This window comes from Variovorax sp. 10N432, from assembly GCF_056394465.1.
In genome coordinates this window covers 70,290-95,485 of sequence record NZ_JBFTHX010000013.1, presented here as the reverse complement: position 1 = coordinate 95,485, position 25,196 = coordinate 70,290, and the positions used below count along the sequence as shown (strand labels likewise).

The following is a 25,196-nucleotide window of genomic DNA, read 5'->3' as shown; positions in this document are numbered from 1 at the left end:
GGTGGCGCGCGCTGGCGGAGATTCAATGGCTGACGCTGCCGGCTTTTGCCAGCGCAGGATCAGTTGAATCAGCAGCATCAACACAAGGGACTCGCTTCGATCCGCCGGCAGATTGGGGCCTGCCGGCTGGGTATTCCGTATCGGTGTTTCGTGGGCGTCGGCTTGACTCGGGGACCGGGCCCGCCGCCTTGCGCTCTTGCGCGTGGCCTGCGGACGCTGCCCCAAAGCGGCATCGACCTCACAGCGCTCCCTGCAGTGCTCTAAACTTCTGATTAATCAAGCACTTACAAGACCGCGCTGGTGAAAAACATTATAGGTGCGAAGCCGGGCCCCGCGGCGGCAGAAGTTCGCTTTCTGACGGTCGACGAGGATTCCGCCGGCCAAAGGCTGGACAACTACCTGTTCCGCCATCTCAAGGGCGTGCCCAAGACCCACGTCTACCGGATCATCCGATCCGGCGAGGTGCGCATCAACAAGGGACGTGCCCAGGCCGAGTCGCGGCTGGCCGCGGGCGACGTGCTGCGGCTGCCGCCGGTGCGGGTGTCGGCGCGCGCGGAGGAGGGCGCCACGCCGGCGGCGCCGGCGCGCGAATTCCCGCTGCTGCTCGAGGACGAGTCGCTGCTGGCGATCGACAAGCCGGCCGGGGTCGCGGTGCACGGCGGCAGCGGCGTCAGCTTCGGTGTGATCGAGCAGCTGCGGCGGGCCCGGCCGGCGGCGCGCTTCCTCGAACTGGTGCACCGGCTGGACCGCGAGACTTCCGGCATCCTGCTGGTGGCCAAGAAGCGCAGCGCCCTGACCGCGCTGCAGGACCAGTTCCGCGAGCGCGAGACCGGCAAGACCTACCTGGCGCTGGTCGAGGGTGCCTGGCCGGCCAACAAGAAGGTGCTCGACGCGCCGCTGGCCAAGTACCTGCTGCCCACTGCCGCGGGCGCCGCCGAGGGGGAGCGGCGGGTCCGGGTGGTCGCCAAGGACCACCCGGACGCGATGCGCGCGGTCACGCTGGTCAGGGTGCTCGCCCGTTTCCCGCTCGCCGGCGATGCCGCCGGCTTCTCCCTGCTGGCCGTGACCATCAAGACCGGCCGCACCCACCAGATCCGCGTCCATCTCGCCTCGGCCGGGCATCCGATCGCCGGCGATGACAAATACGGCGTCTTCGAGCGCAACCGGGCCTTGCAGAAGCTGGGCCTCAAGCGCATGTTCCTTCATGCGTGGCGGCTCCAGTTCACCCATCCCGCGAGCGCCGAGCGGGTCGCGCTGCAAGCCGACCTGCCGCCCGAACTGCATGCACTGATGCCGCCCGCCGCGCTCGATGCACTCGCCACCCATCCTTTCGTCCAAGCCCATGACTGACACCCGACCCCGCCGCTTCGACCTGATCGCCTTCGACTGGGACGGCACCCTGTACGACTCCACGCGGCTGATCGCCCGCTGCATCCAGGCCGCCGTGGTCGACGTCGGCGGCGCCAGGCCGAGCGAGAGCGATGCCGCCTGGGTGATCGGCCTCGGCCTGGCCGAGGCGCTGGCCCGCGCCGCGCCGGACGTGCCGAAGGAGAAATACGCCGAGCTGGGCCACCGCTACCGCTTCCACTTCCTGCAGCACCAGGACGATCTGGTGCTGTTCGACGGCGTGCTGGAGATGCTCGATGCCCTTCGTGCGCGCGGCCACAAGCTGGCGGTCGCCACCGGCAAGTCGCGCCGCGGGCTGGACGAAGCCCTGTCCACCGTCGCGCTGCGCGATCGCTTCGACGCCTCCCGCACCGCCGACGAGACCTTCGGCAAGCCGCACCCGCGCATGCTGCTCGAACTGATGGAGGAGCTGGAAACCCCGGCCGACCGCACGCTCATGATCGGCGACACCACGCACGATCTGCAACTGGCGATCAATGCCGGATGCGCCGGTGTCGGCGTCAGCTACGGCGCCCATGCACCGGACAGCTTCGACGCCCTGGCGCCGCTGCACGTGGCGCACTCGGTCGCCGGGCTCTCGCAATGGCTGGCCGCGAACGCCTGAGGCTGCCATGAGCGAGCCGATTCCCCTGTGCAACTCGGCCGATCTGGTCGAGGGCGGCCGGGCGGTGCCCTTCGACGTCGTGCACGGCGGCGAGACCTGCCGGGCCTTCGCGGTGCGCTTCGAAGGCGCGCCGCATGCCTACCTGAACCGCTGCAGCCACGTGGCGATGGAAATGGACTTCCAGCCCGACCGCTTCTTCGACGACTCGGGCCAGTGGCTGCTGTGCGCGACCCATGGCGCGGTGTACAAGCCGGACACCGGTGAATGCGCCGGCGGGCCCTGCCGCGGCGGCCTCGTGAAGATCGCACTGAGCGAGCGGGACGGCGTGGTGCACTGGCATACTGCCTGGAACCTTCAAGCAGCCTTCTGACATGACCGATTCCAACCGCACGGAGCCCGAGGGTTTCGAGCCCTTCGAGCGCACGGCGCCCCCACTTTCCGCAGACGGCACGAGAACCATGGCAAAGAACGATCCGACCTCATCGCCGGGCTGGGAGCGCGCGACGCTCGAGAAGCTGGCTTTTGCCGCGCTGCGCGAGCAGCGCGCCACCCGCCGCTGGAAGACTTTTGTCCGGCTGAGCTGGCTTGCGTTCTTCGTCTTCCTGCTCTGGTTCGCGATGTCGCGCGGCACGCCCGCATCCGCCAAGGCCACGCCGCACACCGCGGTGATCGAGATCAAGGGCGAGATCGCCGCCGGTGCCGATGCCAGCGCCGAATTCGTGGTCGCTGCGATGAAGACGGCCTTCGAGGACGACGGCGCCAAGGGCGTCGTGCTGCTGATCAATTCACCAGGCGGCAGCCCTGTGCAGGCCGGCATCATCAACGACGAGATCAAGCGGATGCGCGCCAAGTACAACAAGCCGGTCTATGCGGTGGTCGAGGAAACCTGCGCCTCGGCGGCCTACTACATCGCCGCCGCGACCGACAAGATCTTCGTCGACAAGGCCAGCATCGTGGGCAGCATCGGCGTGCTGATGGACGGCTTCGGCTTCACCGGCCTGATGGACAAGGTGGGCGTCGAGCGCCGGCTGCTCACGGCGGGCGAAAACAAGGGCTTCATGGACCCGTTCAGCCCGATGAACGACGCCCAGAAGGCGCACGCGCAGCAGATGCTCGACCAGATCCACAACCAGTTCATAGAGGTGGTCAAGAGCGGCCGCGGCGATCGGCTCAAGACCGACACGCCGGGGCTCTTCAGCGGCCTGTTCTGGAGCGGCCAGCAGTCGATCGAACTGGGCCTCGCCGATCAGCTCGGCAATGTCGACTTCGTCGCCCGCGACGTCATCAAGGCCGAGGAAGTGATCGACTACACGCGGCGCGACAACGTCGCCGAGAAATTGGCCAAGAAGTTCGGCGCGGCGCTGGCGGATGCATCGGTCCGGGCCCTGCACGCGGCGCCGGCCCTGCGCTGAGCCGGCCGCCGGTCAGGTCGGATCTGCGTGGCGCGCCGAAAGGGCCAGCGCCGTGGCGAAGGCCACCACCAGATAGAGCGCATGGGTCAGTGAACTGACCTGGGCCAGGAAGCCGATCACCGGCGGGCCCGCCATGAAGCCGAGATAGGCCAGCGCCGACACGCCCGCGATGCCGCGAGTGGGCTCCACGCCCGGGACCCGCGCCGAAGCCGCGAACAGGATCGGCACCACGTTGGCGAAGCCGACGCCGACGCCGGCGAAGCCGACCAGTGCGAGCCAGGGCCGGTCGGTCAGCAGCACCAGGGCCATCGACCCCGCGGCCAGCAATGCGCTGGCGCGCAGCAGCACGGGCGGCGCGAAGCGGGCGCGAAGCGCATCGCCGCCGAATCGGGCCAGCGCCATCGCCGCCGAGAAGCTGGCGTAGGCCAGCGCCGCCTGCTGCTGCGGGCTGCCGAGTTCCTGCTGCAGGTAGAGCACGCTCCAGTCGTAGATCGCACCCTCGGCGATCAGTCCCAGTGCCGCCAGCAGGCCCAGCAGCGCCAGCGCGCCGCGCGGCAGCCGGAAACCGTGATCGGCGCTGGCAGAGGCCGTGGCCTCGCGCGGGAGCATCGAGCGGGCCGCCACGACGACGGTCAAGGCCATTGCGCCGGACACGAGCAGCAGGTGGAACTGGGGGCGCAGGCCGGCCGCGAGCGCGGCGCCGCCGGTCACGGCGCCGACCATGCCGCCCAGGCTGAACATGCCGTGCATCCCGCTCATCAGCGGCTGGCCGCAGCGAAGCTCCAGCTGTGCGGCTTCGGCGTTGATCGCGACGTCGAACACGCTGGTGACGATGCCGAACACCGCCAGCAGCCCGAGCAGGGCGGTGAAGGTCGGCATCGCCAGCAGGCCGGCGAGCAGCAGGGCGTAGGTCGCGCCGCAGACGGCGGCGGTTCGGCGGGCGCCCGCGCGGCCGATCCAGCGGCTGGCCTGGGTCAGGCCGATCAGGGCGCCGACGCCGGCGGCCAGCATCGCCAGGCCGAGTTCCGCCTCGTCGACGCCGTAGTGGGCCTTCACGGTCGGGATGTGCACGCCCCAGGTCGCGAAGACGAAGCCCGAACAGAAGAATTGCGCCCGCGCAGCCCAGCGCATGCGGTTGGAAATTTCCATCTGCGAGCGGGCCTCAGCGGCCGATCGCGAACACCGCCGGCGCGCGGGCGTCGGCCGCCGTCGGCTTGGCGCGCCATCCCTTCACCGTGTCGCTGCGCACGCTGCTGGAGGCGAGCGTCAGTCCGCGTGCCACGGCCAGCCGGGTGTTGTGCTGCAGCGTCTGGGTCAGCGCCTGCAGCAGGGCGGCGTTGCGGTAGGGTGTCTCGATGAAGAGCTGGGTCTGGCCGGTTCGCAGCGCGAGCGATTCGAGTTCGCGGATCCGCTGGGTGCGCGCGTCGGCTTCCTGCGGGAGGTAGCCGACGAAGGCGAAGTTCTGGCCGTTGAGGCCGCTGGCCGCCAGGGCGAGCAGCAGGGAGACCGGTCCTGTGAGCGGAATCACGACGATGCCGAGCTCGTGCGCAGCCCGGGCCACCGACGAGCCGGGATCGGCCACCGCCGGCATGCCGGCCTCGCTGAGCAGTCCGACATCGTGGCCGGCGAGGGCGGGCGCGAGCAGGGGCCGGGCGTCGAACTGGCCCGCATGATCGCCCTTCTTGTGGACTTCGCGTGGCAACTCCGTGATCTGCTGCGCCTGCAATGGTGCCGCAAGCGGGCAGACGGCATCGATGCGCTTGAGGTAGGCGCGCGCCGACTTGGCGTTCTCGCAGATCCAGTGGGTGATGCCGGCGGCCGTCGCCAGCGTGCCGCGCGGCAGCGCGTCTTCGAGCGGTGCCTGTTCGTCGCAGCCGAAATCGAGCGGCGCCGGCACCAGGTAGAGCTTTCCCAGGGCCGGGGTGCTCACAGCAGGTCGACTCCGGCGGCGCGCAGCATGCGCGCGGTGCGGATCAGCGGCAGGCCGACCAGCGCGGTCGGGTCGTCGCTGTCGATCGCCTCCAGCAGCGCGATGCCAAGGCCCTCGCTCTTGGCGCTGCCGGCACAGTCGTATGGCTCCTCGGCGCGCAGGTAGCGCTCGATCGCGGCGTCTTCCAGATCGCGAAAGACCACCCGGACCGGCGCCAGGTCGCGCTCGGAGAAGCCGCTGGCGTGACAGACCACGGCGACTGCGGTCTGGAAGATGAGGGTCTGGCCGCGCATGCGCCGCAGCTGTTCGGTGGCGCGGGCGTGGTCGCCGGGCTTGCCCAGGGGCTCTCCCGCGAGGTCGGCGACCTGGTCGGAGCCGATCACGACGGCCTGCGGAAAGTGGCGGGCGACCGCATTCGCCTTCTCGAGCGCCAGCCGCTCGGCCAGCGCTCGCGGCGCTTCGCCCGGCAGCGGGGTTTCGTCCACTTCCGGCGCCTGGACGTCGAAGGGCAGCCGCAGGCGCGTCAGCAGTTCGCGCCGGTAGCGGGAGGTCGAGGCAAGGATCACTTGGCGTTGCATGGTCCCGATTGTGCGTGAGCGGTTTAGACTGGCGTCGATGAGCAAAGAATTTGTCCCCGGCCGGCTCGACGTCAACGGTTTTGCCGACGCAGCCGCGACCCTGTCCGGCAACGACCCCGTGTCGGGCTTCGAGCGCCTGAGCGCCGAACTCGCCGACCCTTCCGCCGACGCCACGGTCCGCTGGGTCGCGACCGGGCAGTCGCGCAGCGGCGCCGACGGCGCCCCGGTGCCGTGGCTGCACCTCGACGCCCAGGCGAGCGCGCCCCTGATCTGCCAGCGCTGCCTGGCGCCGGTCGAACTCGCGTTGAAGGTCGATCGCTGGTTCCGGTTCGCGCCCGACGAGGCCACCGCGGCGGCCGAGGACGAGGTGGCCGACGAGGATGTGCTGGTCGCCAGCCGCGATTTCGACCTCCATGCGCTGATCGAGGACGAACTGCTGATGGAAATCCCCGTCACGCCGCGGCACGAGGTGTGTCCGCAGCCGACCCGCCTGTCGGCCGCCGACCCGGACTTCGACGGCGCCGAAGCGGCCCGGCCCAACCCGTTCGCCGTGCTCGGCGCCCTGCGTTCGGACAAGTCCGACAAGGGCTGAGCACACGCTGGTGGCCCGGTACTGGCCTTGACGCCATCGATGGGCTATAATCATGGGCTTCGCGCGCGCCGTCTGATGCATCAGTAGTATCAGTATTAGTATGAGTTTGCGCGCACACCGCCAACCCACCCAACATTTCCAGGAGCCATCATGGCCGTCCAGCAAAACAAGAAGTCGCCGTCGAAGCGCGGCATGCACCGCTCGCACAACGCGCTGGGCGTGCCCGGCATCGCCGTCGAGCCGACCACTGGCGAGACGCATCTGCGCCACCACATCAGCCCGAACGGTTTCTACCGTGGCCGCAAGGTCCTCAAGACCAAGTCCGAAGCCTGATTCTTGCTCCCAGGCCATGGCCCGAGGCTACTTTTCCTGTAGCGTCGGGCCTTTGTTTTGATGGCTACGTCCTTAGCATCCGCTCCAGTGCCGCCCGTGATCACGATTGCCGTTGATTGCATGGGCGGAGACCATGGGCCGCGCGTTACGCTTGCGGCCTGCCGGGCGTTTCTCGAGCGCCACGCCGAGGCGTCGCTGCTGCTGGTCGGCGCGCCGGCTGCCCTGGCGGGCTTCTCGCATCCTCGTGCCACGGTCATCGGGGCCAGCGAAGTGGTCGGCATGGACGACCCGATCGAGGTCGCGCTGCGCAAGAAAAAAGACTCCTCGATGCGGGTCGCGATCCAGCAAGTCAAGGACGGCGCGGCGCAAGCTGCGGTTTCTGCCGGCAACACGGGCGCATTGATGGCGATCGCACGCTATCTGCTCAAGACGCTCGACGGCATCGACCGGCCGGCCATCGCCCCGCAGCTGCCCAACAGCAAGGGTGGCGCGACCACGGTGCTCGACCTCGGCGCCAATGTCGATTGCGACGCCGAGGATCTGCTGCAGTTCGCGGTGCTGGGCTCGGCGCTGGTGTCGGCGCTGACGGGCAACGAATCGCCCAGCGTCGGCCTGCTCAATGTCGGTGAAGAAGCCATCAAAGGCAGCGAAACCATCAAAAAAGCGAGCCAACTGCTTCGAAAAGCGGCCAATTCGCAAGATTTGAACTTCTACGGCAACGTCGAGGGCAACGACATCTTCAAGGGCACGACCGACATCGTGGTGTGCGACGGTTTCGTTGGCAATGTGACCCTGAAGGCCACCGAGGGCGTGGCTTCGATGATCGTGGACTTCCTGCGGATCGAGTACTCCAGCGGCATCTTCAGCAAGTTTGCTGCGATCGTTTCTTATCCCGTATTAAAAGCGCTCAAAAAGCGGCTTGACCATCGGCGTTACAACGGCGCCGCGTTGCTGGGCCTGCGCGGCCTTGTCTTCAAGAGCCATGGCTCCGCGGACGAAGTGGCCTTCGGCCACGCCCTCGATCGCGCTTATGATGCCGCTCGCAACAACCTGCTCGACCGTGTGCGGGCCCGCATCGCCCACGCCGCGCCACTGCTCGCACGGCAAGACTCGGCGGCGCCGGCCGACACGCCGGCGCTCCACGTCTGATGACCCCTTTTTCCCGCATCACAGGCACCGGCAGCTTCCTGCCGCCCCGCCGCGTGACCAATGACGACCTGGCCCAGGAACTCGCCGCCCGCGGCATCGAGACCTCCGACCAGTGGATCATCGAGCGCACCGGCATTCGCGCTCGCCATTTCGCAGCCCCCGACGTGTCCAGCAGCGACCTCGGCCTGGAAGCCGCGAAGCACGCGCTCGAGGCCGCCGGCCGCAGCGCCGCCGACATCGACCTGATCATCGTCGCCACTTCCACTCCCGACATGGTGTTCCCGTCGTCGGCGGCGATCCTCCAGCACAAGCTCGGCATCGCGGGCTGCGCCGCCTTCGACGTCCAGGCGGTGTGCAGCGGCTTCGTCTACGCGCTGACGGTGGCCGACGCGATGATCCGCACCGGCAGCGCGAAGTGCGCGCTGGTGGTCGGTGCCGAAGTGTTCTCGCGCATCCTCGATTTCAACGATCGCACGACCTGCGTGCTGTTCGGCGATGGCGCTGGTGCCGTGATTCTCGAAGCCAGCAACGAGCCGGGCATCCTGGCGAGCGACCTGCATGCCGATGGCAAGCACGTCGGCATCCTCTGTGTGCCCGGCCATGTGGCGGGCGGCGAGGTGCTGGGCAAGCCGCTTCTGCACATGGATGGGCAGGCCGTCTTCAAGCTGGCGGTGCGCGTGCTCGAGGAAGCGGCCCGCGCCACGCTGACCAAGGCCGGCAAGACCGAGGCCGACATCGACTGGCTGATTCCGCACCAGGCCAACATCCGCATCATGGAAGGCACGGCCAAGAAGCTGAAGCTGGCGCGCGACAAGCTGATCGTGACGGTCGACGAGCACGGCAACACCTCGGCCGCCTCGATACCGCTCGCGCTCGATGCCGCGGTGCGCTCGGGCAAGGTCAAGAAGGGTGACACGCTGATGCTCGAAGGCGTCGGCGGCGGCTTCACCTGGGGTGCGGTGCTGCTGACCTATTAAGCAATGGAGCGCGTGGCCCCCGGCGGGCCGCGGCGTCCAGGAGACACAACATCATGAAGTCCTTTGCATTCGTCTTTCCGGGTCAGGGTTCGCAGGCGGTCGGCATGCTCGACGCCTGGGGCGACCACCCGGCCGTGGCCGAAACGCTGCGCGAAGCCTCCGATGCGCTCGATGAAGACATCGCTCGCCTGATCCACGAAGGCCCCAAGGAAGCCCTGGCCCTGACCACCAACACCCAGCCCGTGATGCTGGTCGCCGCGATCGCCGCCTGGCGCGCCTGGCGCGCCGAAGGCGGCGCCGAGCCGTCGGTGGTCGCCGGCCATTCGCTGGGCGAATATTCGGCCCTGGTCGCCTCGGGTGCCCTGACGCTGGCGCAGGCGGCGCCGCTGGTGCGCTTCCGGGCCCAGGCGATGCAGCAGGCGGTGCCGGTCGGCGTCGGCGCGATGGCCGCCGTGCTGGGCATGGACGCCGCCAAGGTGCTGGCCGGTTGCGCCGAGGTCACGGCCTCGTTCGGGCCCGACAGCGCCGAGGTGGTGGAAGCGGTGAACTTCAACGACCCGATGCAGACCGTGATCGCGGGCAGCAAGGCGGCGGTCGACAAGGCCTGCGAAGTGCTGAAGGCCAACGGGGCCAAGCGGGCGCTGCCGCTGCCGGTCTCCGCGCCTTTCCATTCGAGCCTGATGAAGCCGGCGGCCGAGGCGCTGCGCGAGCGGCTGGCCTCGGTCCAGCTGGCGGCGCCCCGGATTCCGGTCGTCAACAACATCGATGTCGCGGTCGAGACCGATCCCGAGCGCATCCGCGCCGCCCTTGTCCGCCAGGCGGCGGGTCCGGTGCGCTGGGTCGAGACCGTGCAGGCCCTGGAGGCGCGCGGGGTCGAGGCCATCGTCGAGTGCGGCCCGGGCAAGGTGCTGACCGGCATGGCCAAGCGGATCGCGCCGGCCGTGGCCGCGGCCTCGCTCTACGATCCGGCGACGCTCGCCGAAACCAGGCAACTGCTCGGCGCTTGAGCGCCATCCCACAGGTTCAGTCATGAGTATTCCCAAATTCGAAGGCCAGGTCGCCCTGGTCACGGGTGCCACCCGCGGCATCGGCGCCGCCATCGCGCTCGAACTCGCCCAGCGCGGCGTGAAGGTCATCGGCACCGGCACCTCCGCGGAGGGCGCCGCCAAGATCACGGCCGCGCTCGCTGCGCATGACGGCCGGGGCTGCGTGCTGGATGTCAACGACGGCGCCGCGGTCGATGCCCTGGTCGACGAGATCGTCAAGGTGTACGGCGCGGTCCATGTGCTGGTCAACAACGCCGGCATCACGCGCGACACGCTCGCCATGCGCCTCAAGGACGCCGACTGGGACGCGGTGCTCGACACCAACCTGAAGGCTGTCTTCCGGCTGTCGCGCGCCGTGATCCGCCCGATGATGAAGCAGCGCTACGGCCGCATCATCAGCATCACCAGCGTGGTGGGCGCCTCCGGCAATGCGGGCCAGGCCAACTACGCGGCGGCGAAGGCCGGCGTGGCGGGCATGACGCGGGCGCTGGCGCGCGAGCTCGGCAGCCGCAGCATCACCGTCAACTGCGTGGCGCCGGGCTTCATCGAGACCGACATGACGGCCAGCCTGCCCGAGGCGCAGCAGCAGGCGCTGCTGGCCCAGATCCCCCTCGGTCATCTCGGCAAACCCGCCGATATCGCCCACGCGGTCGCCTACCTGGCGTCGCCGCAGGCCGCCTATGTCACGGGGCAGGAACTGCACGTGAACGGCGGCATGCACATGTAGCCCCAGGAACGCAAGCGCTTTCACCCACGGCCGTGCGGCAAATGCCACAATGCGGCCGGCTAAAATCAACCGATTACCTACAACCCTCAGAGGGAACCAAATGAGCGATATCGAAGCACGTGTCAAGAAAATCATTGCCGAACAACTCGGCGTTGAAGAGTCCCAGGTCACCAACGAGAAGGCTTTCGTGGCCGACCTCGGCGCGGACTCGCTCGACACGGTCGAACTCGTGATGGCGCTCGAAGACGAATTCGGCATCGAGATCCCCGACGAAGACGCCGAAAAGATCACGACGGTCCAGAATGCCGTCGACTACGCCACCAAGAATCAAAAGGCCTGACACGGCCGCGCTGAATCGCCGTCGCCCCGGTCCGCGGTTTCAACGCCTGCGCGCACCGGCCAGCGGCCTCAGCTTCCAGAAAGGTATGCCGGCATGACCAAACGCCGCGTCGTCGTGACCGGACTCGGTTGCCTCGCTCCTGTCGGAAATTCCGTCGCCGAGTCCTGGGCCAACCTGTTGGCCGGGAATTCGGGCATCGACACCATCACCAAGTTCGATGTGAGCGCCTTCTCCTGCAGGTTCGCAGGGGAGGTCAAGGGTTTCGACATCAAGGACTACATCCCCGAGAAAGAAGCGCGCCACATGGACCGCTTCATCCATCTCGGGCTCGCCGCCGCCATCCAGGCGGTGCAGGACAGCGGTTTGCCCACCGGCGACGCGCTGACCGAAGAAGATGCGGTGCGCATCGGCTGCAACATCGGCTCCGGGATCGGCGGCCTGCCGCTGATCGAGGACACGCACGCCGAACTGGTCAACCGCGGCCCGCGCCGCGTGTCGCCGTTCTTCGTGCCGGCGTCGATCATCAACATGATCTCGGGCCATGTTTCCATCAAGTATGGATTCAAGGGTCCGAACATCGCGGTGGTGACGGCCTGTACCACCGGCCTGCATGCGATCGGCACTTCGGCCCGCATGATCGAATACGGCGACGCCGACGTGATGATCGCCGGCGGCGCCGAATCGACCGTCTCGCCGCTGGGCCTGGGCGGCTTCTGCGCCGCTCGCGCCGTGTCGACGCGCAACGACGACCCCAAGACCGCCTCGCGGCCCTGGGACAAGGACCGCGACGGCTTCGTGCTCGGCGAGGGTGCCGGCGTGGTCGTGCTCGAGGAGTACGAACGGGCCAAGGCGCGCGGCGCCAAGATCTACGCCGAGGTCTCCGGCTTCGGCATGAGCGGCGATGCCTTCCACATGACGGCGCCCAACGTCGACGGCCCGCGCCGCTCGATGCAGATGGCGCTGGCCAATGCGGGCGTCAATGCCGACGAGGTGCAGTACGTCAATGCGCACGGCACGTCGACGCCGCTGGGCGACCTGAACGAGACCAACGCGATCAAGAACGCCTTCGGCGATCACGCCCGCAAGCTGGTCGTGAACTCGACCAAGTCGATGACCGGCCACCTGCTGGGCGGTGCCGGCGGCATCGAGTCGGTGTTCACGATCCTCGCGCTGCATCACCAGAAGAGCCCGCCGACGATCAACATCTTCCATCAGGATCCGGAGTGCGATCTCGACTACTGCGCCAACGAGGCGCGCGACATGAAGATCGACGTCGCGGTCAAGAACAACTTCGGTTTCGGCGGCACCAACGGCACGCTGGTGTTCAAGCGCGTTTGATACTTTCCAACCCATGCACAGCGCCCCGTCGGTGAACTATCCGGTGGGGCGTTCGCGCTATGCGCGACGCCTTCTGGTCTCGCTCTGGGCGCTCGGCGTCGCCAGCGCCACGCTCGCGTCCCTGCAGGCCGACGGTTTCGACTGGCGCCAGGCGATGCTGGCGCTGAGCGCCGTCGTGGCCGGCGCGGCCGCCTGGACCGGCCTGCTGCAGAGCTCGGCGCCTGGCGAACTGGCTTTCGATGGCCGGCACTGGTCGATGTCGGGCGGCGTCCCGCTGCGCTCGGCCCGCGCCAGCGTGACCCTCGACCTGCAATCCTTGCTGCTGGTGCGCCTGGAAGCGCCTGCCCGGTCGCGGCGCTGGGTCTGGGTCGACCGCCAGGCCTTGCCCGAGCGCTGGCTGGATCTGCGGCGCGCCCTCCATGCACGCGTGGCACCGGCCGATGCGAGCCCGGCGCCGGCGCCGGTGCATCATCCCCGCGTATGACAGTGTCCCCGCCTCCCGTGCCGCCCGGCACCGGTCCGACCGATGCGCCCGCCGGGGCTCAAAGCCCGGGCGAGGTCGATTTCCAGCTGGTTCAGCGCACCGTCGCGGGCGACCAGAAGGCCTTCGAGCTGCTGGTCATCAAGTACCAGCGGCGGATCGAACGGCTGATCGGCCGCATGGTGCGCGACGTCAACCTGGTCGAGGATATCGCCCAGGAGACCTTCATCCGTGCCTACCGCGCGCTGCACCAGTTTCGCGGCGACGCCCAGTTCTATACCTGGCTCTACCGGATCGCGGTCAACACGGCGAAGAAGGCGCTGGTCGACATGAAGCGCGATCCGACCATCTCCGAAAGCGCCCTGCGATCGTCTTCTGACGACGACGATGAAACTTACCGGCCCGGAAACGAACCAATCAGCGACGAGACCCCCGAAACCGTGCTGGCGGCCAATGAAATCGCGGCAGCCGTCGAGGCGGCGATGGAAGCGCTGCCGGCCGAACTGCGGCAGGCGGTGACGCTGCGCGAGATCGAGGGCATGAGTTACGAAGAGATCGCCGAGGTCATGAATTGTCCGATCGGCACGGTGCGGTCGCGGATTTTCCGCGCCCGCGAGGCTATTTCGACCCGGGTCAAGCCCTTGCTGGACAACCAGTCGGGCAAGCGCTGGTAAGCAGGTGAATGAGATGAACCAAACAAAGACAGTCCAAGAGCAGGTTTCCGCGCTCGTCGACGGCCATTTGCGCGACGGCGAATTTGCCGACGTGGTGGGCAGGCTGGGTGACGACCCCGAACTGCGGGCGACCTGGCAGACCTATCACCTGGTGGGCGACGTCCTGCGCTCGGGTGGCCATGCCGCCTGCAGCGACACGTCGGCCTTCCTGTCCCGATTCCAGAGCCGCCTGGCGACCGAGCCCCCGGTGCCGTTGCGGGCGCCTGTGGCGGCCGAGCCCCCGCCGGCGCGCCTCAGGGTCGAAGCGGCCAACGAGCCGGTGTTCCGCTGGAAGCTGGTGGCCGGCGCCGCCTCGCTGGCCGCGGCGGCAGCGATCGGCTGGAACTGGGTCGGCGTTGCGGATTCCCGTGCGGCCGGCGCTCAATTGGCGCTGCAGCAGGCTGCACCGGCCGTGGTCGCCACGGCCGAGGCGCCGAAGGCGGCTGCGCCGAGCCTCGCGGCGAGCCGGGTCATGATCGGCAACGGCAATCCGCAGGTCATGCTGCGCGATCCGCGTCTCGACCAACTGCTCGAAGCCCACCAGCAAGCCGGAGGCGCCTCGCAAATGCCTTCTGGCTTCCTGCGCAACGCCACCTTCGACCGGCCGTCGCGCTGACGCCAGCGCCATCAGCTTCTGCAATGACTCATTCGATGCCGATCTCCGCACGCGGATTCCTGGTTCTGGTGGCGGCGTTGTGCATGGCGCAGGTGTCGCTCGCCCAGAGCCGTCCTGCCCCGGCCGCCGCGAAAAGCCCGCCCGCCGCCGCCGGCGGCGACCTGCCTGCCATGGGGGTCGTCGAGTGGCTCGAGCGCATGCATGCGGCCGCCCGGCAGCGCAGTTATGTCGGCACCTTCGTGGTGTCGGCGCCGGCCGGCAACCTGTCGAGCGCGCGCATCTGGCATGTCTGCGAGGGCGATCTCCAGATGGAGCGCATCGAGGCCCTGTCGGGGCCGCCGCGCTCGACCTTCCGGCGCAACGACCAGGTCGTCACCTTCCTGCCCGACTCGAAGGTCGTCAAGCGCGAGAAGCGCGAGAACCTGGAGATCTTCCCCAGCCTGTCGGGCGCGCCCGATTCGTCGATCGCCGACTCGTACGGCGTGCGCGCGATCGGCAAGGACCGGGTCGCCGGATTCGACGCCGACGTGGTCCAGATCGAGCCGCGCGACAGCTTGCGCTTCGGCTACCGGGTCTGGAGCGAGCGGCGCTCGGGCCTGGTGGTCAAGCTGCAGACCCTCGACCGCGACAACAAGGTGATCGAGCAGTCGGCGTTCTCCGAACTCCAGCTCGATGCGCCGGTCAAGGTCCACGCGCTGGCGCAGATGATGGGCAGCACGGCCGGCTACCGGGTCGAGAAGTCCGAACTCGAGCGCACCACGGCCGAGCGCGAGGGCTGGGCGCTCGGCAAGCCGGTCGCCGGCTTCCGGCCGGTCAGTTCTTTCCGGCGTCCGATGGGCGGCGACGGGCTGGGCCATACCATGCAATGGACCTTCACGGATGGCCTGGCCACCGTGTCGCTGTTCATCGAGCCTTACGATGCGCAGCGCAAGCCCGAGGAAGTGCTGCTCGCGCTCGGCGCCACCTACACGCTCACCCGTCGCCTGACCGGCAAGGACGGCGACTGGTGGCTGACCGCGGTCGGCGAAGTACCCCCGCAGACTTTGGATGCGTTCGCGCAAAACCTGGTCCGCGCCCGCTAAGCGCGTCCCTGGCAGTTTTTGTCTCTCTTCAACGAAAGAAACCGATGATGCTCAAGATCGAGGCGAACACCTTCCGTTCGACCCTGATGGCCTGCGCGCTCGCGCTCGCTTCGACCACCGCGCTGCTGCCAGCGACCCCTGTCCATGCGCAGGCGCGCGCGCTGCCTGATTTCACCGACCTGGTGGACCAGGTGGGCCCGTCCGTGGTCAACATCCGCACCATCGAGAAGGTCGCACAGGGCGGCGCCAGCGGGGAGCCCGACGAGGAAATGCAGGAGTTCTTCCGCCGTTTCTTCGGCCAGCCGATGCCCGGTGTCCCGCGCCAGGGGCCGCGCCCGAATCGGCCGCAGGCGCCCGACGAGGAGCGGCCGCGCGGCGTCGGCTCGGGCTTCATCCTGTCGTCCGACGGTTACGTGATGACCAACGCGCACGTGGTCGACGGCGCCTCCGAGGTGCTGGTCACGTTGCCGGACAAGCGCGAGTTCAAGGCCCGGCTCGTCGGCGCCGACAAGCGCACCGACGTCGCGGTCGTCAAGATCGACGCCACCGGATTGCCGGCGGTCAAGGTCGGCGACGTGTCGAAGCTGCGCGTGGGCGAGTGGGTCATGGCGATCGGCTCGCCCTTCGGCCTCGAGAACACCGTCACCGCCGGCATCGTGAGCGCCAAGCAGCGCGACACCGGCGACTACCTGCCCTTCATCCAGACCGACGTCGCCATCAACCCCGGCAATTCGGGCGGTCCGCTGATCAACATGCGCGGCGAGGTGGTGGGCATCAACAGCCAGATCTACTCGCGTTCGGGCGGCTTCATGGGCATCTCGTTCTCGATCCCGATCGACGAGGCGAGCCGGGTCGCTGACCAGCTCCGTGCCTCGGGCCGCGTGTCGCGCGGGCGCATCGGCGTGCAGATCGACCAGGTCACCAAGGACGTGGCCGAATCGATCGGCCTGGGCAAGGCGCAGGGCGCGCTGGTGCGCGGCGTCGAGGCCGGTTCGCCGGGCGAGAAGGCCGGCATCGAGCCGGGCGACATCATCACCAAGTTCGACGGCAAGTCGATCGAGAAGCCGAGCGATCTGCCGCGCCTGGTGGGCAACACCAAGCCCGGCACCAAGAGCTCGATCACGGTGTTCCGCCGCGGCAGCTCGCGCGACATCAACGTGACCATCGCCGAGATCGAGCCCGACAAGCCGACCAAGGTGGCCGCCGATCGCGACGAGCCGGCGGCCAAGCCCTCAGCCTCCGCGGCCGCCAAGTCGATGGGGTTGGCGCTGAGCGACCTCACCGATGCGCAGAAGAAGGAACTCAAGCTCAAGGGTGGCGTGCGGATCGATTCCGCCACCGATGCGGCCGCGCGCGCCGGCCTGCGCGAAGGCGACGTGGTGCTGGCGGTGAGCAACACCGAGGTGGCGAACCTGAAGGAATTCGACGCCGCCCTGGCCAGGGCCGACAAGAGCAAGCCGGTCAGCCTGCTGTTCCGCCGGGGCGACTGGGCGCAGTACGCGCTGCTGCGGCCGGCCCGCTGATCGCACGATGGGCGTCAAGTGGCCCCACCCGGCAGTCGGGTTTGGGGTCATTTTTCGGCCAGTGTCGCGTGCCCACCGCAGGCTTCAAGAAATTTTTTTGACAGGCCGAACGACGTATTTTGGTTGGTGTCCACTAACTTAAAAGGTGTCTAACGATGAATTTCGGTAGAATAGGGCCCCCCTGATCGCCGCTCGTCGCATAAGCAGTCCGAGGTGCTTCACGATGCGAGATTCCCGCAGCCCGTCCACCGGCGCTCCACAGTTCGCCCACAAGTTGTTAAGCGATTGCTCCACCGACCCTGTTGATAAGTTGTTAATAAGTGGCATGTTGCTGACCTGCAACGACCCCTCCCGGGCTTTGGCCCGGCTGTACGCGCCCCCCTTTTTGCCTACAATGAAGTTCCAACTACTGCAGTTGCCATTGCTTGTTGGTTCAGGGCGCGTCTCTAGGGGACGCGCCCTTTTTTCTTGCCTGACGCCTTCTGCGCCCGAGCCAATTCAAGTACTTAAGCGTTCCCGTTGATGAATCACATCAGAAATTTTTCGATCATTGCGCACATCGATCACGGCAAGTCGACGCTTGCCGATCGCTTGATTCAACGTTGTGGCGGTCTCGCCGAACGCGAGATGGAAGCGCAGGTGCTCGACTCGATGGACATCGAGAAAGAGCGTGGGATAACCATCAAGGCACAGACCGCCGCACTGCACTACAAGGCCAAGGACGGGCAGGTCTACAACCTCAATCTGATCGACACGCCGGGCCATGTCGACTTCTCGTATGAAGTCAGTCGCTCGCTGTCGGCATGCGAAGGCGCGTTGCTCGTCGTCGATGCGAGCCAGGGCGTCGAAGCGCAGACGGTAGCCAACTGCTACACCGCGCTCGACCTCGGCGTCGAGGTGGTGCCGGTGCTCAACAAGATGGACCTGCCCAACGCGGACCCCGACAACGCGCGCACCGAAATCGAGGACGTGATCGGCATCGATGCGACCGACGCGATCCCGTGCTCCGCGAAGACCGGCATGGGCATCGAGGAAATCCTCGAGGCCGTGGTCGCGCGGATGCCGGCGCCGCGCGGCAATCCCGACGGCCCGCTGCGCGCGATGATCATCGACAGCTGGTTCGATCCCTATGTCGGCGTGGTGATGCTGGTGCGCGTGGTCGACGGCCGGCTGGTCAAGGGCGAGCGCATCAAGATGATGGCCTCGGGCGCGATGTACAACGCCGACAACATCGGCGTCTTCACGCCCGCCAACGAGCCGCGCGCCACGCTCGAGGCCGGCGAGGTCGGCTACATCATCGCCGGCATCAAGGAATTGCAGGCGGCCAAGGTCGGCGACACCGTGACCTTGATCAAGCCCGGCACCGGCGGCGCCGCGGCCACCGCGACCGAGGCGCTGCCCGGCTTCAAGGAGATCCAGCCGCAGGTGTTCGCCGGCCTCTACCCGACCGAGGCCAGCGAGTACGACTCGCTGCGCGACGCGCTCGAGAAGCTCAAGCTCAACGATTCGTCGCTGCGCTACGAGCCCGAGGTGAGCCAGGCGCTGGGCTTCGGCTTCCGCTGCGGCTTCCTGGGCCTGCTGCACATGGAGATCGTGCAGGAGCGCCTCGAGCGCGAGTTCGACCAGGACCTGATCACGACCGCGCCGAGCGTGATCTACCAGGTCATGAAGAACGACGGCGAAGTCATCATGGTGGAGAACCCGTCGAAGATGCCCGACGTCGGCAAGATGGCCGAGATCCGGGAGCCGATCGTGACGGTGCATCTCTACATGCCGCAGGAATACGTCGGCGTCGTGATGACGCTGGCCAACCAGAAGCGCGGCGTGCAGATGAACATGGCCTACCACGGCCGCCAGGTCATGCTGACCTACGAGATGCCGCTCGGCGAGATCGTGCTCGACTTCTTCGACAAGCTGAAGTCGGTCAGCCGCGGCTATGCCTCGATGGACTACGAGTTCAAGGAGTACCGGGCCTCGGACGTGGTCAAGGTCGACATCCTGCTGAATGGCGAAAAGGTCGATGCGCTGTCGATCATCGTCCACCGCAGCCAGAGCCAGTACCGCGGCCGGGCGGTGGTCTCCAAGATGCGCGAGATCATCTCGCGCCAGATGTTCGACGTCGCGATCCAGGCCGCGATCGGGGTCAACATCATCGCGCGTGAGACAATCAAGGCCCTGCGCAAGAACGTGCTCGCCAAGTGCTACGGCGGCGACATCACCCGCAAGAAGAAGCTGCTCGAGAAGCAGAAGGCGGGCAAAAAAAGAATGAAGCAGATCGGCTCGGTCGAGGTCCCGCAAGAGGCCTTCCTCGCCATCCTGCAAGTCGAAGACTAAAGATGGCATTCCTCACTTCCCTGATCCTCGCCGCTTTCGTCGGCTACATCGGCGCCTGGTATTTCRGCGCGGTCGAAGGCAACTTCGCGCTGCTGCTGTTCCTGGCCACGGTGGTCACCGGCCTCTACTGGCTGGCCGAACGCTTCTATTTCCTGCCGAAGCGCCGGCGCGCGGCCGACGCGCTCGACGCCTCGCTGGCCCAGCGGCGCGAAGAACTGGCCCGCCAGGGCATCACGCAGGTCGATACGGTCGACACCAAGGCACGCGAGCGGCTGGTCATGCAGCCCTGGTGGCTGGACTGGACCGCCGGCCTGTTCCCGGTGATCCTGGCCGTGTTCCTGCTGCGCTCCTTTTTGTTCGAGCCCTTCAAGATCCCGTCGGGCTCGATGATGCCGACCTTGCTGACCGGCGACCTGATCCTGGTCAACAAGTTCGTCTACGGGCTGCGGCTGCCGGTCATCAACACCAAGATCACCGAGGGCCGGGCGCCGGAACGCGGCGAGGTCATGGTGTTCCGCTATCCGCCCAAGCCGAGCATGGACTACATCAAGCGGGTGGTCGGCGTGCCGGGCGACGAGGTGTCCTACCTCAACAAGAAGCTCACGATCAACGGCCAGCCGGTCCCCAAGGTCGCGATCCCGGAGTATTTCGACGAGGAGACGATGCGCTACCTCAAGCAGTACAACGAGGATCTGGGCGGCAAGGAGCATCGTCTGCTCAACGACGACAACCGCCGCGCGGGGCTGTCCGAAGCCGAGATCATGCCGTTCCCGAACCAGGAAAATTGTCGTTACAGTGTCGAGGGCGTTGTGTGCAAAGTGCCGCCGGGTCACTATTTCATGATGGGCGACAACCGCGACAACTCGCTCGATTCGCGCTACTGGGGTTTCGTTCCGGACCAGAACATCGTGGGCAAGGCCTTCCTGGTGTGGATGAACTTCGGCAATCTCAAGCGCATCGGCACATTCCAATAAGCATCCGGTTCTTGATGGAGGGGTAGAGGGCATGAGAGCAAGGCAGACAGGACAAAAACAGCGCGGCATCTCGTTCATCGGGTTGCTTTTCGTCGCGATCGTGCTGGCGTGCGTCGGCGTGGTGGTGGCGCAGGTGATTCCGACGCTGATCGAATACCAGGCGATCACCAAGGCCGCCGGCAAGGCCACGGCGGGCTCGACCGTGCCCGAAGTGCGGGCCATCTTCGATCGGGCCCAGGCCATCGACGACTTCCAGTCGGTCAGCGGCAAGGACCTCGACATCAAGAAGGACGGCGACAAGGTGGTGGTGTCGTTCGCCTACGACCGGGAGATCCATCTGTTCGGCCCGGCCTACCTGCTCCTGAAGTACCGGGGCCAATCGCGTTGACGTCTTTTTCCCCGTGACCGACGGCGGCCTCGTCGCGCTGCAGGCGCGCCTCCAGCATTCCTTCGCCGATGCACGGCTGCTGCAGCAGGCGCTGACGCACCGCAGTTTTTCGGCCGACCACAACGAGCGGCTGGAGTTTCTCGGCGACTCGGTGCTGAACCTGGCGGTGTCGCACCTGCTCTACGCGCGGTTGGCGACCCTGCCGGAGGGCGACCTGTCGCGGGTGCGCGCCAACCTGGTCAAGCAGGACACGCTGCACCAGCTGGCGCTCAAGCTGGCGCTGTCGCCCTTGCTGCGGCTGGGCGAGGGCGAATCGCGCTCGGGCGGCCAGAACCGGCCGTCGATCCTGGCCGATGCGCTGGAGGCGGTGATCGGCGCCGTCTACCTCGATGCCGGCTACGCGGCGGCGCAGGCGCTGGTGCACCGGCTCTACGAGTCGGTGGCGATCAGCCCGCGCATGGAGGCGGCCTCCAAGGACCCCAAGACCGAATTGCAGGAATGGCTGCAGGGTCACAAAATGAAGCTGCCCGCCTACCGCGTCGTCGGAACGCTGGGGGCGGCACACAAGCAGACTTTCGATGTCGAATGCGAGGTGCCCGATCTGGGCCTGCGCGAACGCGGCATCGGCGGCTCGCGCCGCGCCGGCGAGCAGGCCGCCGCGGCGGCCATGTTGATCCGGCTCAAGGCGCGTGGCGCGAAGGCAACCCCATGAACGAAGTGAACGAATCCATCCTCCCCCCGGCCGGCGACGGCGCGGAGGGCGCCCGCCGCTGTGGCCTGGTGGCGATCGTCGGCAAGCCCAACGTGGGCAAGTCGACCTTGCTCAACGCCTTGGTCGGGCAGAAGATCAGCATCACCTCGCGCAAGGCGCAGACCACGCGGCACCGCATCACCGGCATGCGCACGCTGGGCGCGACCCAGTTCGTCTTCGTCGACACACCGGGCTTCCAGACCCTGCACGCCAATGCGCTCAACAAGTCGCTCAACAAGACCGTGCAGGGCGCGGTGGGCGATGTCGACCTGATCCTCTTCGTGGTCGAGGCCGGCAGTTTCACGCCGGCCGACGAGCGCGTGCTCAAGCTGCTCGGCAAGGGCATCCCGACCGTGCTGCTGGCCAACAAGCTCGACAACGTGCACCGCCGCGGCGACATCGCCCCCTGGCTGCAGACCATGCAGCAGAAGCACGAGTTCGCCGAATTCGTGCCGATGTCGGCCAAGAACGCGAAGGATGTCGAGCGCCTGTTCGGCATCTGCGAAAAGTACTTGCCCGAGCAGGACTGGTTCTATGCCGAGGACGAACTCACCGACCGGAGCGAGAAATTCCTGGCCGGGGAACTGGTGCGCGAGAAGCTGTTCCGCCTGACCGGCGACGAACTGCCCTACACCTCGACAGTCGTGATCGACAAGTTCGAGGAAGAACCGCCCCAGAAGAAGGGCCAGAAGCGGCTGCTGCGCATCGCCGCCACGATCGTGGTCGAGCGCGACGGCCACAAGGCGATGGTCATCGGCGACAAGGGCGAGCGCATTAAGCGCATCGGCATGGAAACGCGCGTCGAGCTCGAGAAGCTGGCCGACGCCAAGGTGTTCCTCGAGCTCTGGGTCAAGGTGCGCTCGGGCTGGGCCGACGACGAAGCACGGGTCCGCTCCTTCGGATACGAGTGAGTGGCCGTCAAGCGCGTCTCGCATGAACCGGCCTATGTGCTCCACCGCTATGACTGGAGCGAGACCAGCCTGATCCTCGAGGTCTTCACGCGTCACCTGGGGCGGATCGCGCTGGTGGCCAAGGGGGCCAAGCGGCCGAGCTCCAACTTCCGGCCGGTGCTGCTGCCGCTGCAGCCGCTGCAGCTCAATTTCACCGGCGAGGCCGAGATCCGGACGCTCAAGGCGGCCGAATGGATGGGCGGCCACGTGATGCCGACCGGCGAGTCGCTGCTGTCGGGCTACTACGTCAACGAACTGCTGATGCGGCTGCTGGCCCGCGACGATCCGCACGAGCTGCTGTTCGACGCCTACGCGGCGGTGGTCCAGGTGCTGGCGAGCGACCATGGGTCGGCGCAGGCGGCGACCCAGGCGGCCGGGCTGCGGGCCTTCGAGCTGCTGCTGCTGCGCGCGGTCGGGCTGCTGCCGTCGCTGGACGCCCAGACCGCCACCCTGACGCCGCTGGCGCCGTCGGCGCGCTATGCGCTGGTGCCCGAGGCCGGGCTGCGCCAGGCAGACGATGCCGAGCCGGCGCTGCGGGCCGCCGAATGGGAGGCCCTGCAGGCGGCGCTGGACGATCGGGCGCCTTTCGCCTCGACCTTGCGCGTCTGCGCCGGCATCAACGGTGCGCTGCGTACCCAATTGCGGGTGCTGCTCAACTACCATTGCGGCGTCGCAACGCTGCACACGCGGCAGATGATGCGGGATCTGCAAGCCCTATGAGCACTCCTATGTCCACAGCCCTGTCCGTCAACCTCAACAAGGTCGCGCTGGTGCGCAACACGCGCCCGCTCGGCATCCCTAGCGTGCTGTTCGCGGCCGCGCTGTGCCTGGACGCCGGCGCGCACGGGATCACCGTCCACCCGCGCCCCGACGAGCGCCACATCCGGCCGCAGGACGTGCGCGACCTGGCGGGGCTGCTCAAGAAGGACTGGCCGGCGGCGGAGTTCAACATCGAGGGCAATCCGTTCCACAACCTGATGGAGTTCGTGCGCGAGCTGCGTCCGCACCAGGCGACCTTCGTCCCGGACAGCCAGACCCAGGCCACCAGCGACCATGGCTGGAGCTTCCCCGAGGACGCCGAGCGGCTGCGCCCGCTGATCGCCGAGACCCGGGCGCTGGGCGTGCGCGTGAGCCTGTTCATGGACCCGGCGCCCGAGATGATGGCGGCCGCCAAGGCGGTCGGCGCCGATCGCGTCGAGCTCTACACCGAGGGCTACGCCGCCTCGCGCGACACCTCCAAGGCGAGCCAGGTGCTGCAGCTCTACGTGGAGGCGGCGCGCGCCGCGCAGGCGGCCGGGCTCGAAGTCAATGCCGGCCACGACCTGAGCCGCGACAACCTGAGCGAATTCCTGCGCGCGGTGCCGGGCGTGCGCGAAGTCTCGATCGGCCATGCCTTCGTTTCCGATGCGCTCGAACTGGGCTACGCCGCGGCGACCCGCGAGTACCTGCGCCGGATCGAAGAAGCGCGATAGACAGAAAGACGACGCTGGCGTGATCTACGGCATCGGCACCGACATCTGCGACATCCGGCGCATTGCCGCCACCTTCGAGCGCCAGGGCGAGCGCTTCGCCCACAAGGTGCTCGGCGAGGCCGAGTTCGCGATCTGGCAGGCCCGCAGCGCGCGCTGGCCGAAGCGCGGTCTGCGCTACCTGGCGACCCGCTTTTCGGCCAAGGAGGCCTTCAGCAAGGCGGTCGGCATGGGCATGCGGATGCCGATGAGCTGGCGGCTGTGCGAAATCCTCAACGAGAAGAGCGGCAAGCCCGTGATCGTGCTGCACGGGGGCCTCAAGGACTGGTTCGAGGCCCAGGGCCTGACCGCCCATGTGACCGTGACCGACGAAACCGACTATGCGGCGAGCTTCGTCGTGGTCGAACGCAAAGAATGACCGACAAGACCTTGCATGCGCCCCTGATCATCGATGTGGCGGGGACCGAACTGAACGCGGCCGACCGCCGCCGGCTGGCCGATCCCCTGGTGGGGGGCGTGATCCATTTCGCCCGCAATTGGAACGACCGGGCACAGATGACGGCGCTCAATGCCGAGATCAAGGCGATCCGACCCGACATGCTGGTCTGTGTCGACCATGAAGGCGGGCGGGTCCAACGCTTCCGAACCGACGGCTTCACGCGCCTGCCGCCGATGCGCACGCTGGGCGAGCTCTGGATGCGCGACCCGCTGCGCGCGACGCAGGCGGCCGTCGCCTGCGGCCGGGTGCTGGGGGGCGAGCTGCGGGCCTGCGGGGTCGATTTCAGTTTTGCGCCGGTGCTCGACCTGGACTACGGCGAGAGCAGCGTGATCGGCGACCGCAGCTTCCATCGCGATCCGCGCGTGGTGGCGCTGCTGGCGCGCAGCCTGATGCACGGGCTGCTGCAGGCCGGCATGGCGAATTGCGGCAAGCACTTTCCGGGACACGGCTTCGTCAAGGCCGATTCGCATGTCGCGATTCCGGTCGACCGGCGCAGCCTCAAGGCGATCCTCGCGGACGACGCGCGGCCCTACGAATGGCTCCAGGGCACGCTCGCGGCCGTGATGCCGGCGCATGTGATCTATCCGAAGGTCGATGTCCGTCCGGCTGGTTTCTCGGCGAAATGGCTGCAGCAGGTGCTGCGCGGCAAGCTCGGCTTCGACGGCGCCGTGTTCAGCGACGACCTCAGCATGGAGGCGGCGCGTCGGATCGACGGCCAGGTCTTGAGCTACACCGACGCGGCGCTGGCGGCGCTCGATGCCGGCTGCGACCTGGCGCTGCTGTGCAACCAGAGCGTGGGGGAGGGGGCGGCGCTCGACGCGCTGCTCGACGGCATGGCCGCGGCCCGGCACGGCGGGCGCTGGCGGCCGGACCCGGCCAGCGAGCGGCGTCGCCGCGGCCTGCTGCCGCGCGGCCCGGCGTTCGACTGGGCAGCGCTCCAGGCCTCTTCCGACTACCTCCAGGCCGTGGGCTTGCTGCCCTGA

At 67.7% G+C, this 25,196-nt stretch carries 29 protein-coding genes; 26 read left to right on the top strand and 3 right to left on the bottom strand.

What is annotated here, in order from left to right:
• The first annotated feature begins 300 nt into the window (after window positions 1-300).
• From AC1DF3_RS17130 to AC1DF3_RS17115, 4 genes are read left to right on the top strand one after another with little or no spacing between them, the layout of a single operon-like run.
• Window positions 301-1,350 (top strand): RluA family pseudouridine synthase, encoded by a 1,050-nt coding sequence (locus AC1DF3_RS17130; RefSeq protein ID WP_478140284.1) that lies wholly within the window; start codon window positions 301-303, stop codon window positions 1,348-1,350.
• Window positions 1,343-2,011, top strand: a complete 669-nt coding sequence (locus tag AC1DF3_RS17125; protein ID WP_286536951.1) for an HAD-IA family hydrolase — start codon at window positions 1,343-1,345, stop codon at window positions 2,009-2,011. The genes AC1DF3_RS17130 and AC1DF3_RS17125 overlap by 8 nt, the downstream gene beginning before the upstream one ends.
• A 7-nt stretch (window positions 2,012-2,018) precedes the next feature.
• Window positions 2,019-2,381, top strand: coding sequence for a Rieske (2Fe-2S) protein (locus AC1DF3_RS17120; RefSeq protein WP_286526873.1), 363 nt, complete (start codon window positions 2,019-2,021; stop codon window positions 2,379-2,381).
• A gap of 1 nt (window position 2,382) precedes the next feature.
• Complete coding sequence (locus AC1DF3_RS17115; RefSeq protein WP_286536952.1) at window positions 2,383-3,423, top strand: S49 family peptidase; 1,041 nt, start codon at window positions 2,383-2,385, stop codon at window positions 3,421-3,423.
• Window positions 3,424-3,435: 12 nt separating this feature from the next.
• Here the strand turns inward: AC1DF3_RS17115 and AC1DF3_RS17110 are convergent, their stop codons facing one another.
• The 3 genes from AC1DF3_RS17110 to AC1DF3_RS17100 are packed head-to-tail and all read right to left on the bottom strand — an operon-like array spanning window position 3,436 to window position 5,931.
• Entirely contained in the window at window positions 3,436-4,572 is a 1,137-nt protein-coding gene (locus tag AC1DF3_RS17110; protein WP_478140283.1) for an MFS transporter, read from the bottom strand.
• 13 nt (window positions 4,573-4,585) lie between these two features.
• Window positions 4,586-5,353 (bottom strand): SAM-dependent methyltransferase, encoded by a 768-nt coding sequence (locus AC1DF3_RS17105; RefSeq protein ID WP_286536954.1) that lies wholly within the window; start codon window positions 5,351-5,353, stop codon window positions 4,586-4,588.
• A complete protein-coding gene (locus AC1DF3_RS17100) occupies window positions 5,350-5,931 on the bottom strand; it encodes a Maf family protein (RefSeq protein ID WP_478140282.1) in 582 nt (193 codons plus the stop codon). Before AC1DF3_RS17100 ends, AC1DF3_RS17105 begins: the two co-directional genes overlap by 4 nt.
• A gap of 37 nt (window positions 5,932-5,968) precedes the next feature.
• Here AC1DF3_RS17100 and AC1DF3_RS17095 point away from each other — a divergent pair, with 37 nt between their 5' ends.
• The 22 genes from AC1DF3_RS17095 to nagZ all read left to right on the top strand — a co-directional run bounded on the left by AC1DF3_RS17095 (window position 5,969) and on the right by nagZ (window position 25,196).
• The gene (locus AC1DF3_RS17095) at window positions 5,969-6,523 is read left to right on the top strand and encodes a YceD family protein (protein ID WP_286536956.1); all 555 of its coding nucleotides are present in this window, start codon (window positions 5,969-5,971) and stop codon (window positions 6,521-6,523) included.
• A 150-nt stretch (window positions 6,524-6,673) separates the two neighbouring features.
• Window positions 6,674-6,856, top strand: coding sequence for a 50S ribosomal protein L32 (gene rpmF, locus AC1DF3_RS17090; protein WP_028248601.1), 183 nt, complete (start codon window positions 6,674-6,676; stop codon window positions 6,854-6,856).
• A gap of 96 nt (window positions 6,857-6,952) precedes the next feature.
• Window positions 6,953-8,005, top strand: coding sequence for a phosphate acyltransferase PlsX (gene plsX / locus AC1DF3_RS17085; RefSeq protein WP_286536957.1), 1,053 nt, complete (start codon window positions 6,953-6,955; stop codon window positions 8,003-8,005).
• Window positions 8,005-8,982 (top strand): beta-ketoacyl-ACP synthase III, encoded by a 978-nt coding sequence (locus AC1DF3_RS17080; protein WP_478140281.1) that lies wholly within the window; start codon window positions 8,005-8,007, stop codon window positions 8,980-8,982. Before plsX ends, AC1DF3_RS17080 begins: the two co-directional genes overlap by 1 nt.
• A gap of 53 nt (window positions 8,983-9,035) precedes the next feature.
• Complete coding sequence (gene fabD / locus AC1DF3_RS17075; RefSeq protein WP_286536959.1) at window positions 9,036-9,989, top strand: ACP S-malonyltransferase; 954 nt, start codon at window positions 9,036-9,038, stop codon at window positions 9,987-9,989.
• Window positions 9,990-10,011: 22 nt separating this feature from the next.
• The gene (fabG, locus tag AC1DF3_RS17070) at window positions 10,012-10,755 is read left to right on the top strand and encodes a 3-oxoacyl-ACP reductase FabG (protein ID WP_286536960.1); all 744 of its coding nucleotides are present in this window, start codon (window positions 10,012-10,014) and stop codon (window positions 10,753-10,755) included.
• 100 nt (window positions 10,756-10,855) lie between these two features.
• Window positions 10,856-11,095, top strand: coding sequence for an acyl carrier protein (acpP, locus tag AC1DF3_RS17065; RefSeq protein ID WP_007830471.1), 240 nt, complete (start codon window positions 10,856-10,858; stop codon window positions 11,093-11,095).
• A gap of 93 nt (window positions 11,096-11,188) precedes the next feature.
• Window positions 11,189-12,433, top strand: coding sequence for a beta-ketoacyl-ACP synthase II (gene fabF / locus AC1DF3_RS17060; protein WP_286536961.1), 1,245 nt, complete (start codon window positions 11,189-11,191; stop codon window positions 12,431-12,433).
• A gap of 13 nt (window positions 12,434-12,446) precedes the next feature.
• The gene (locus AC1DF3_RS17055; protein ID WP_301804954.1) at window positions 12,447-12,917 is read left to right on the top strand and encodes a hypothetical protein; all 471 of its coding nucleotides are present in this window, start codon (window positions 12,447-12,449) and stop codon (window positions 12,915-12,917) included.
• Window positions 12,914-13,588 carry an RNA polymerase sigma factor RpoE gene (gene rpoE, locus AC1DF3_RS17050; RefSeq protein ID WP_286526860.1) on the top strand — a complete coding sequence of 225 codons (675 nt, stop codon included), beginning with the start codon at window positions 12,914-12,916 and terminating at the stop codon, window positions 13,586-13,588. Before AC1DF3_RS17055 ends, rpoE begins: the two co-directional genes overlap by 4 nt.
• 13 nt (window positions 13,589-13,601) lie before the next feature.
• Window positions 13,602-14,243, top strand: a complete 642-nt coding sequence (locus AC1DF3_RS17045) for a sigma-E factor negative regulatory protein (protein ID WP_478140280.1) — start codon at window positions 13,602-13,604, stop codon at window positions 14,241-14,243.
• 23 nt (window positions 14,244-14,266) lie between these two features.
• Complete coding sequence (locus AC1DF3_RS17040; protein ID WP_478140279.1) at window positions 14,267-15,325, top strand: MucB/RseB C-terminal domain-containing protein; 1,059 nt, start codon at window positions 14,267-14,269, stop codon at window positions 15,323-15,325.
• Between the two features lie 44 nt (window positions 15,326-15,369).
• Entirely contained in the window at window positions 15,370-16,848 is a 1,479-nt protein-coding gene (locus AC1DF3_RS17035; RefSeq protein ID WP_286536965.1) for a DegQ family serine endoprotease, read from the top strand.
• Window positions 16,849-17,370: 522 nt separating this feature from the next.
• Window positions 17,371-19,182 (top strand): translation elongation factor 4, encoded by a 1,812-nt coding sequence (lepA, locus tag AC1DF3_RS17030; RefSeq protein ID WP_286526855.1) that lies wholly within the window; start codon window positions 17,371-17,373, stop codon window positions 19,180-19,182.
• A 2-nt stretch (window positions 19,183-19,184) separates the two neighbouring features.
• Window positions 19,185-20,156 (top strand): signal peptidase I, encoded by a 972-nt coding sequence (gene lepB / locus AC1DF3_RS17025; RefSeq protein ID WP_478140278.1) that lies wholly within the window; start codon window positions 19,185-19,187, stop codon window positions 20,154-20,156.
• Window positions 20,157-20,187: 31 nt separating this feature from the next.
• Window positions 20,188-20,544, top strand: coding sequence for a DUF4845 domain-containing protein (locus AC1DF3_RS17020; protein WP_286526853.1), 357 nt, complete (start codon window positions 20,188-20,190; stop codon window positions 20,542-20,544).
• A 13-nt stretch (window positions 20,545-20,557) separates the two neighbouring features.
• Window positions 20,558-21,256, top strand: coding sequence for a ribonuclease III (gene rnc, locus AC1DF3_RS17015; RefSeq protein ID WP_286510148.1), 699 nt, complete (start codon window positions 20,558-20,560; stop codon window positions 21,254-21,256).
• A complete protein-coding gene (gene era, locus AC1DF3_RS17010; RefSeq protein ID WP_286536967.1) occupies window positions 21,253-22,206 on the top strand; it encodes a GTPase Era in 954 nt (317 codons plus the stop codon). Before rnc ends, era begins: the two co-directional genes overlap by 4 nt.
• On the top strand, window positions 22,207-22,965 hold the full coding sequence (gene recO, locus AC1DF3_RS17005) for a DNA repair protein RecO (RefSeq protein ID WP_301804981.1): 759 nt from the start codon (window positions 22,207-22,209) through the stop codon (window positions 22,963-22,965).
• A gap of 8 nt (window positions 22,966-22,973) precedes the next feature.
• Window positions 22,974-23,717 (top strand): pyridoxine 5'-phosphate synthase, encoded by a 744-nt coding sequence (locus AC1DF3_RS17000; protein ID WP_436411540.1) that lies wholly within the window; start codon window positions 22,974-22,976, stop codon window positions 23,715-23,717.
• A 19-nt stretch (window positions 23,718-23,736) separates the two neighbouring features.
• A complete protein-coding gene (acpS, locus tag AC1DF3_RS16995) occupies window positions 23,737-24,132 on the top strand; it encodes a holo-ACP synthase (RefSeq protein WP_286536970.1) in 396 nt (131 codons plus the stop codon).
• Window positions 24,129-25,196, top strand: coding sequence for a beta-N-acetylhexosaminidase (gene nagZ / locus AC1DF3_RS16990; protein WP_478140277.1), 1,068 nt, complete (start codon window positions 24,129-24,131; stop codon window positions 25,194-25,196). Before acpS ends, nagZ begins: the two co-directional genes overlap by 4 nt.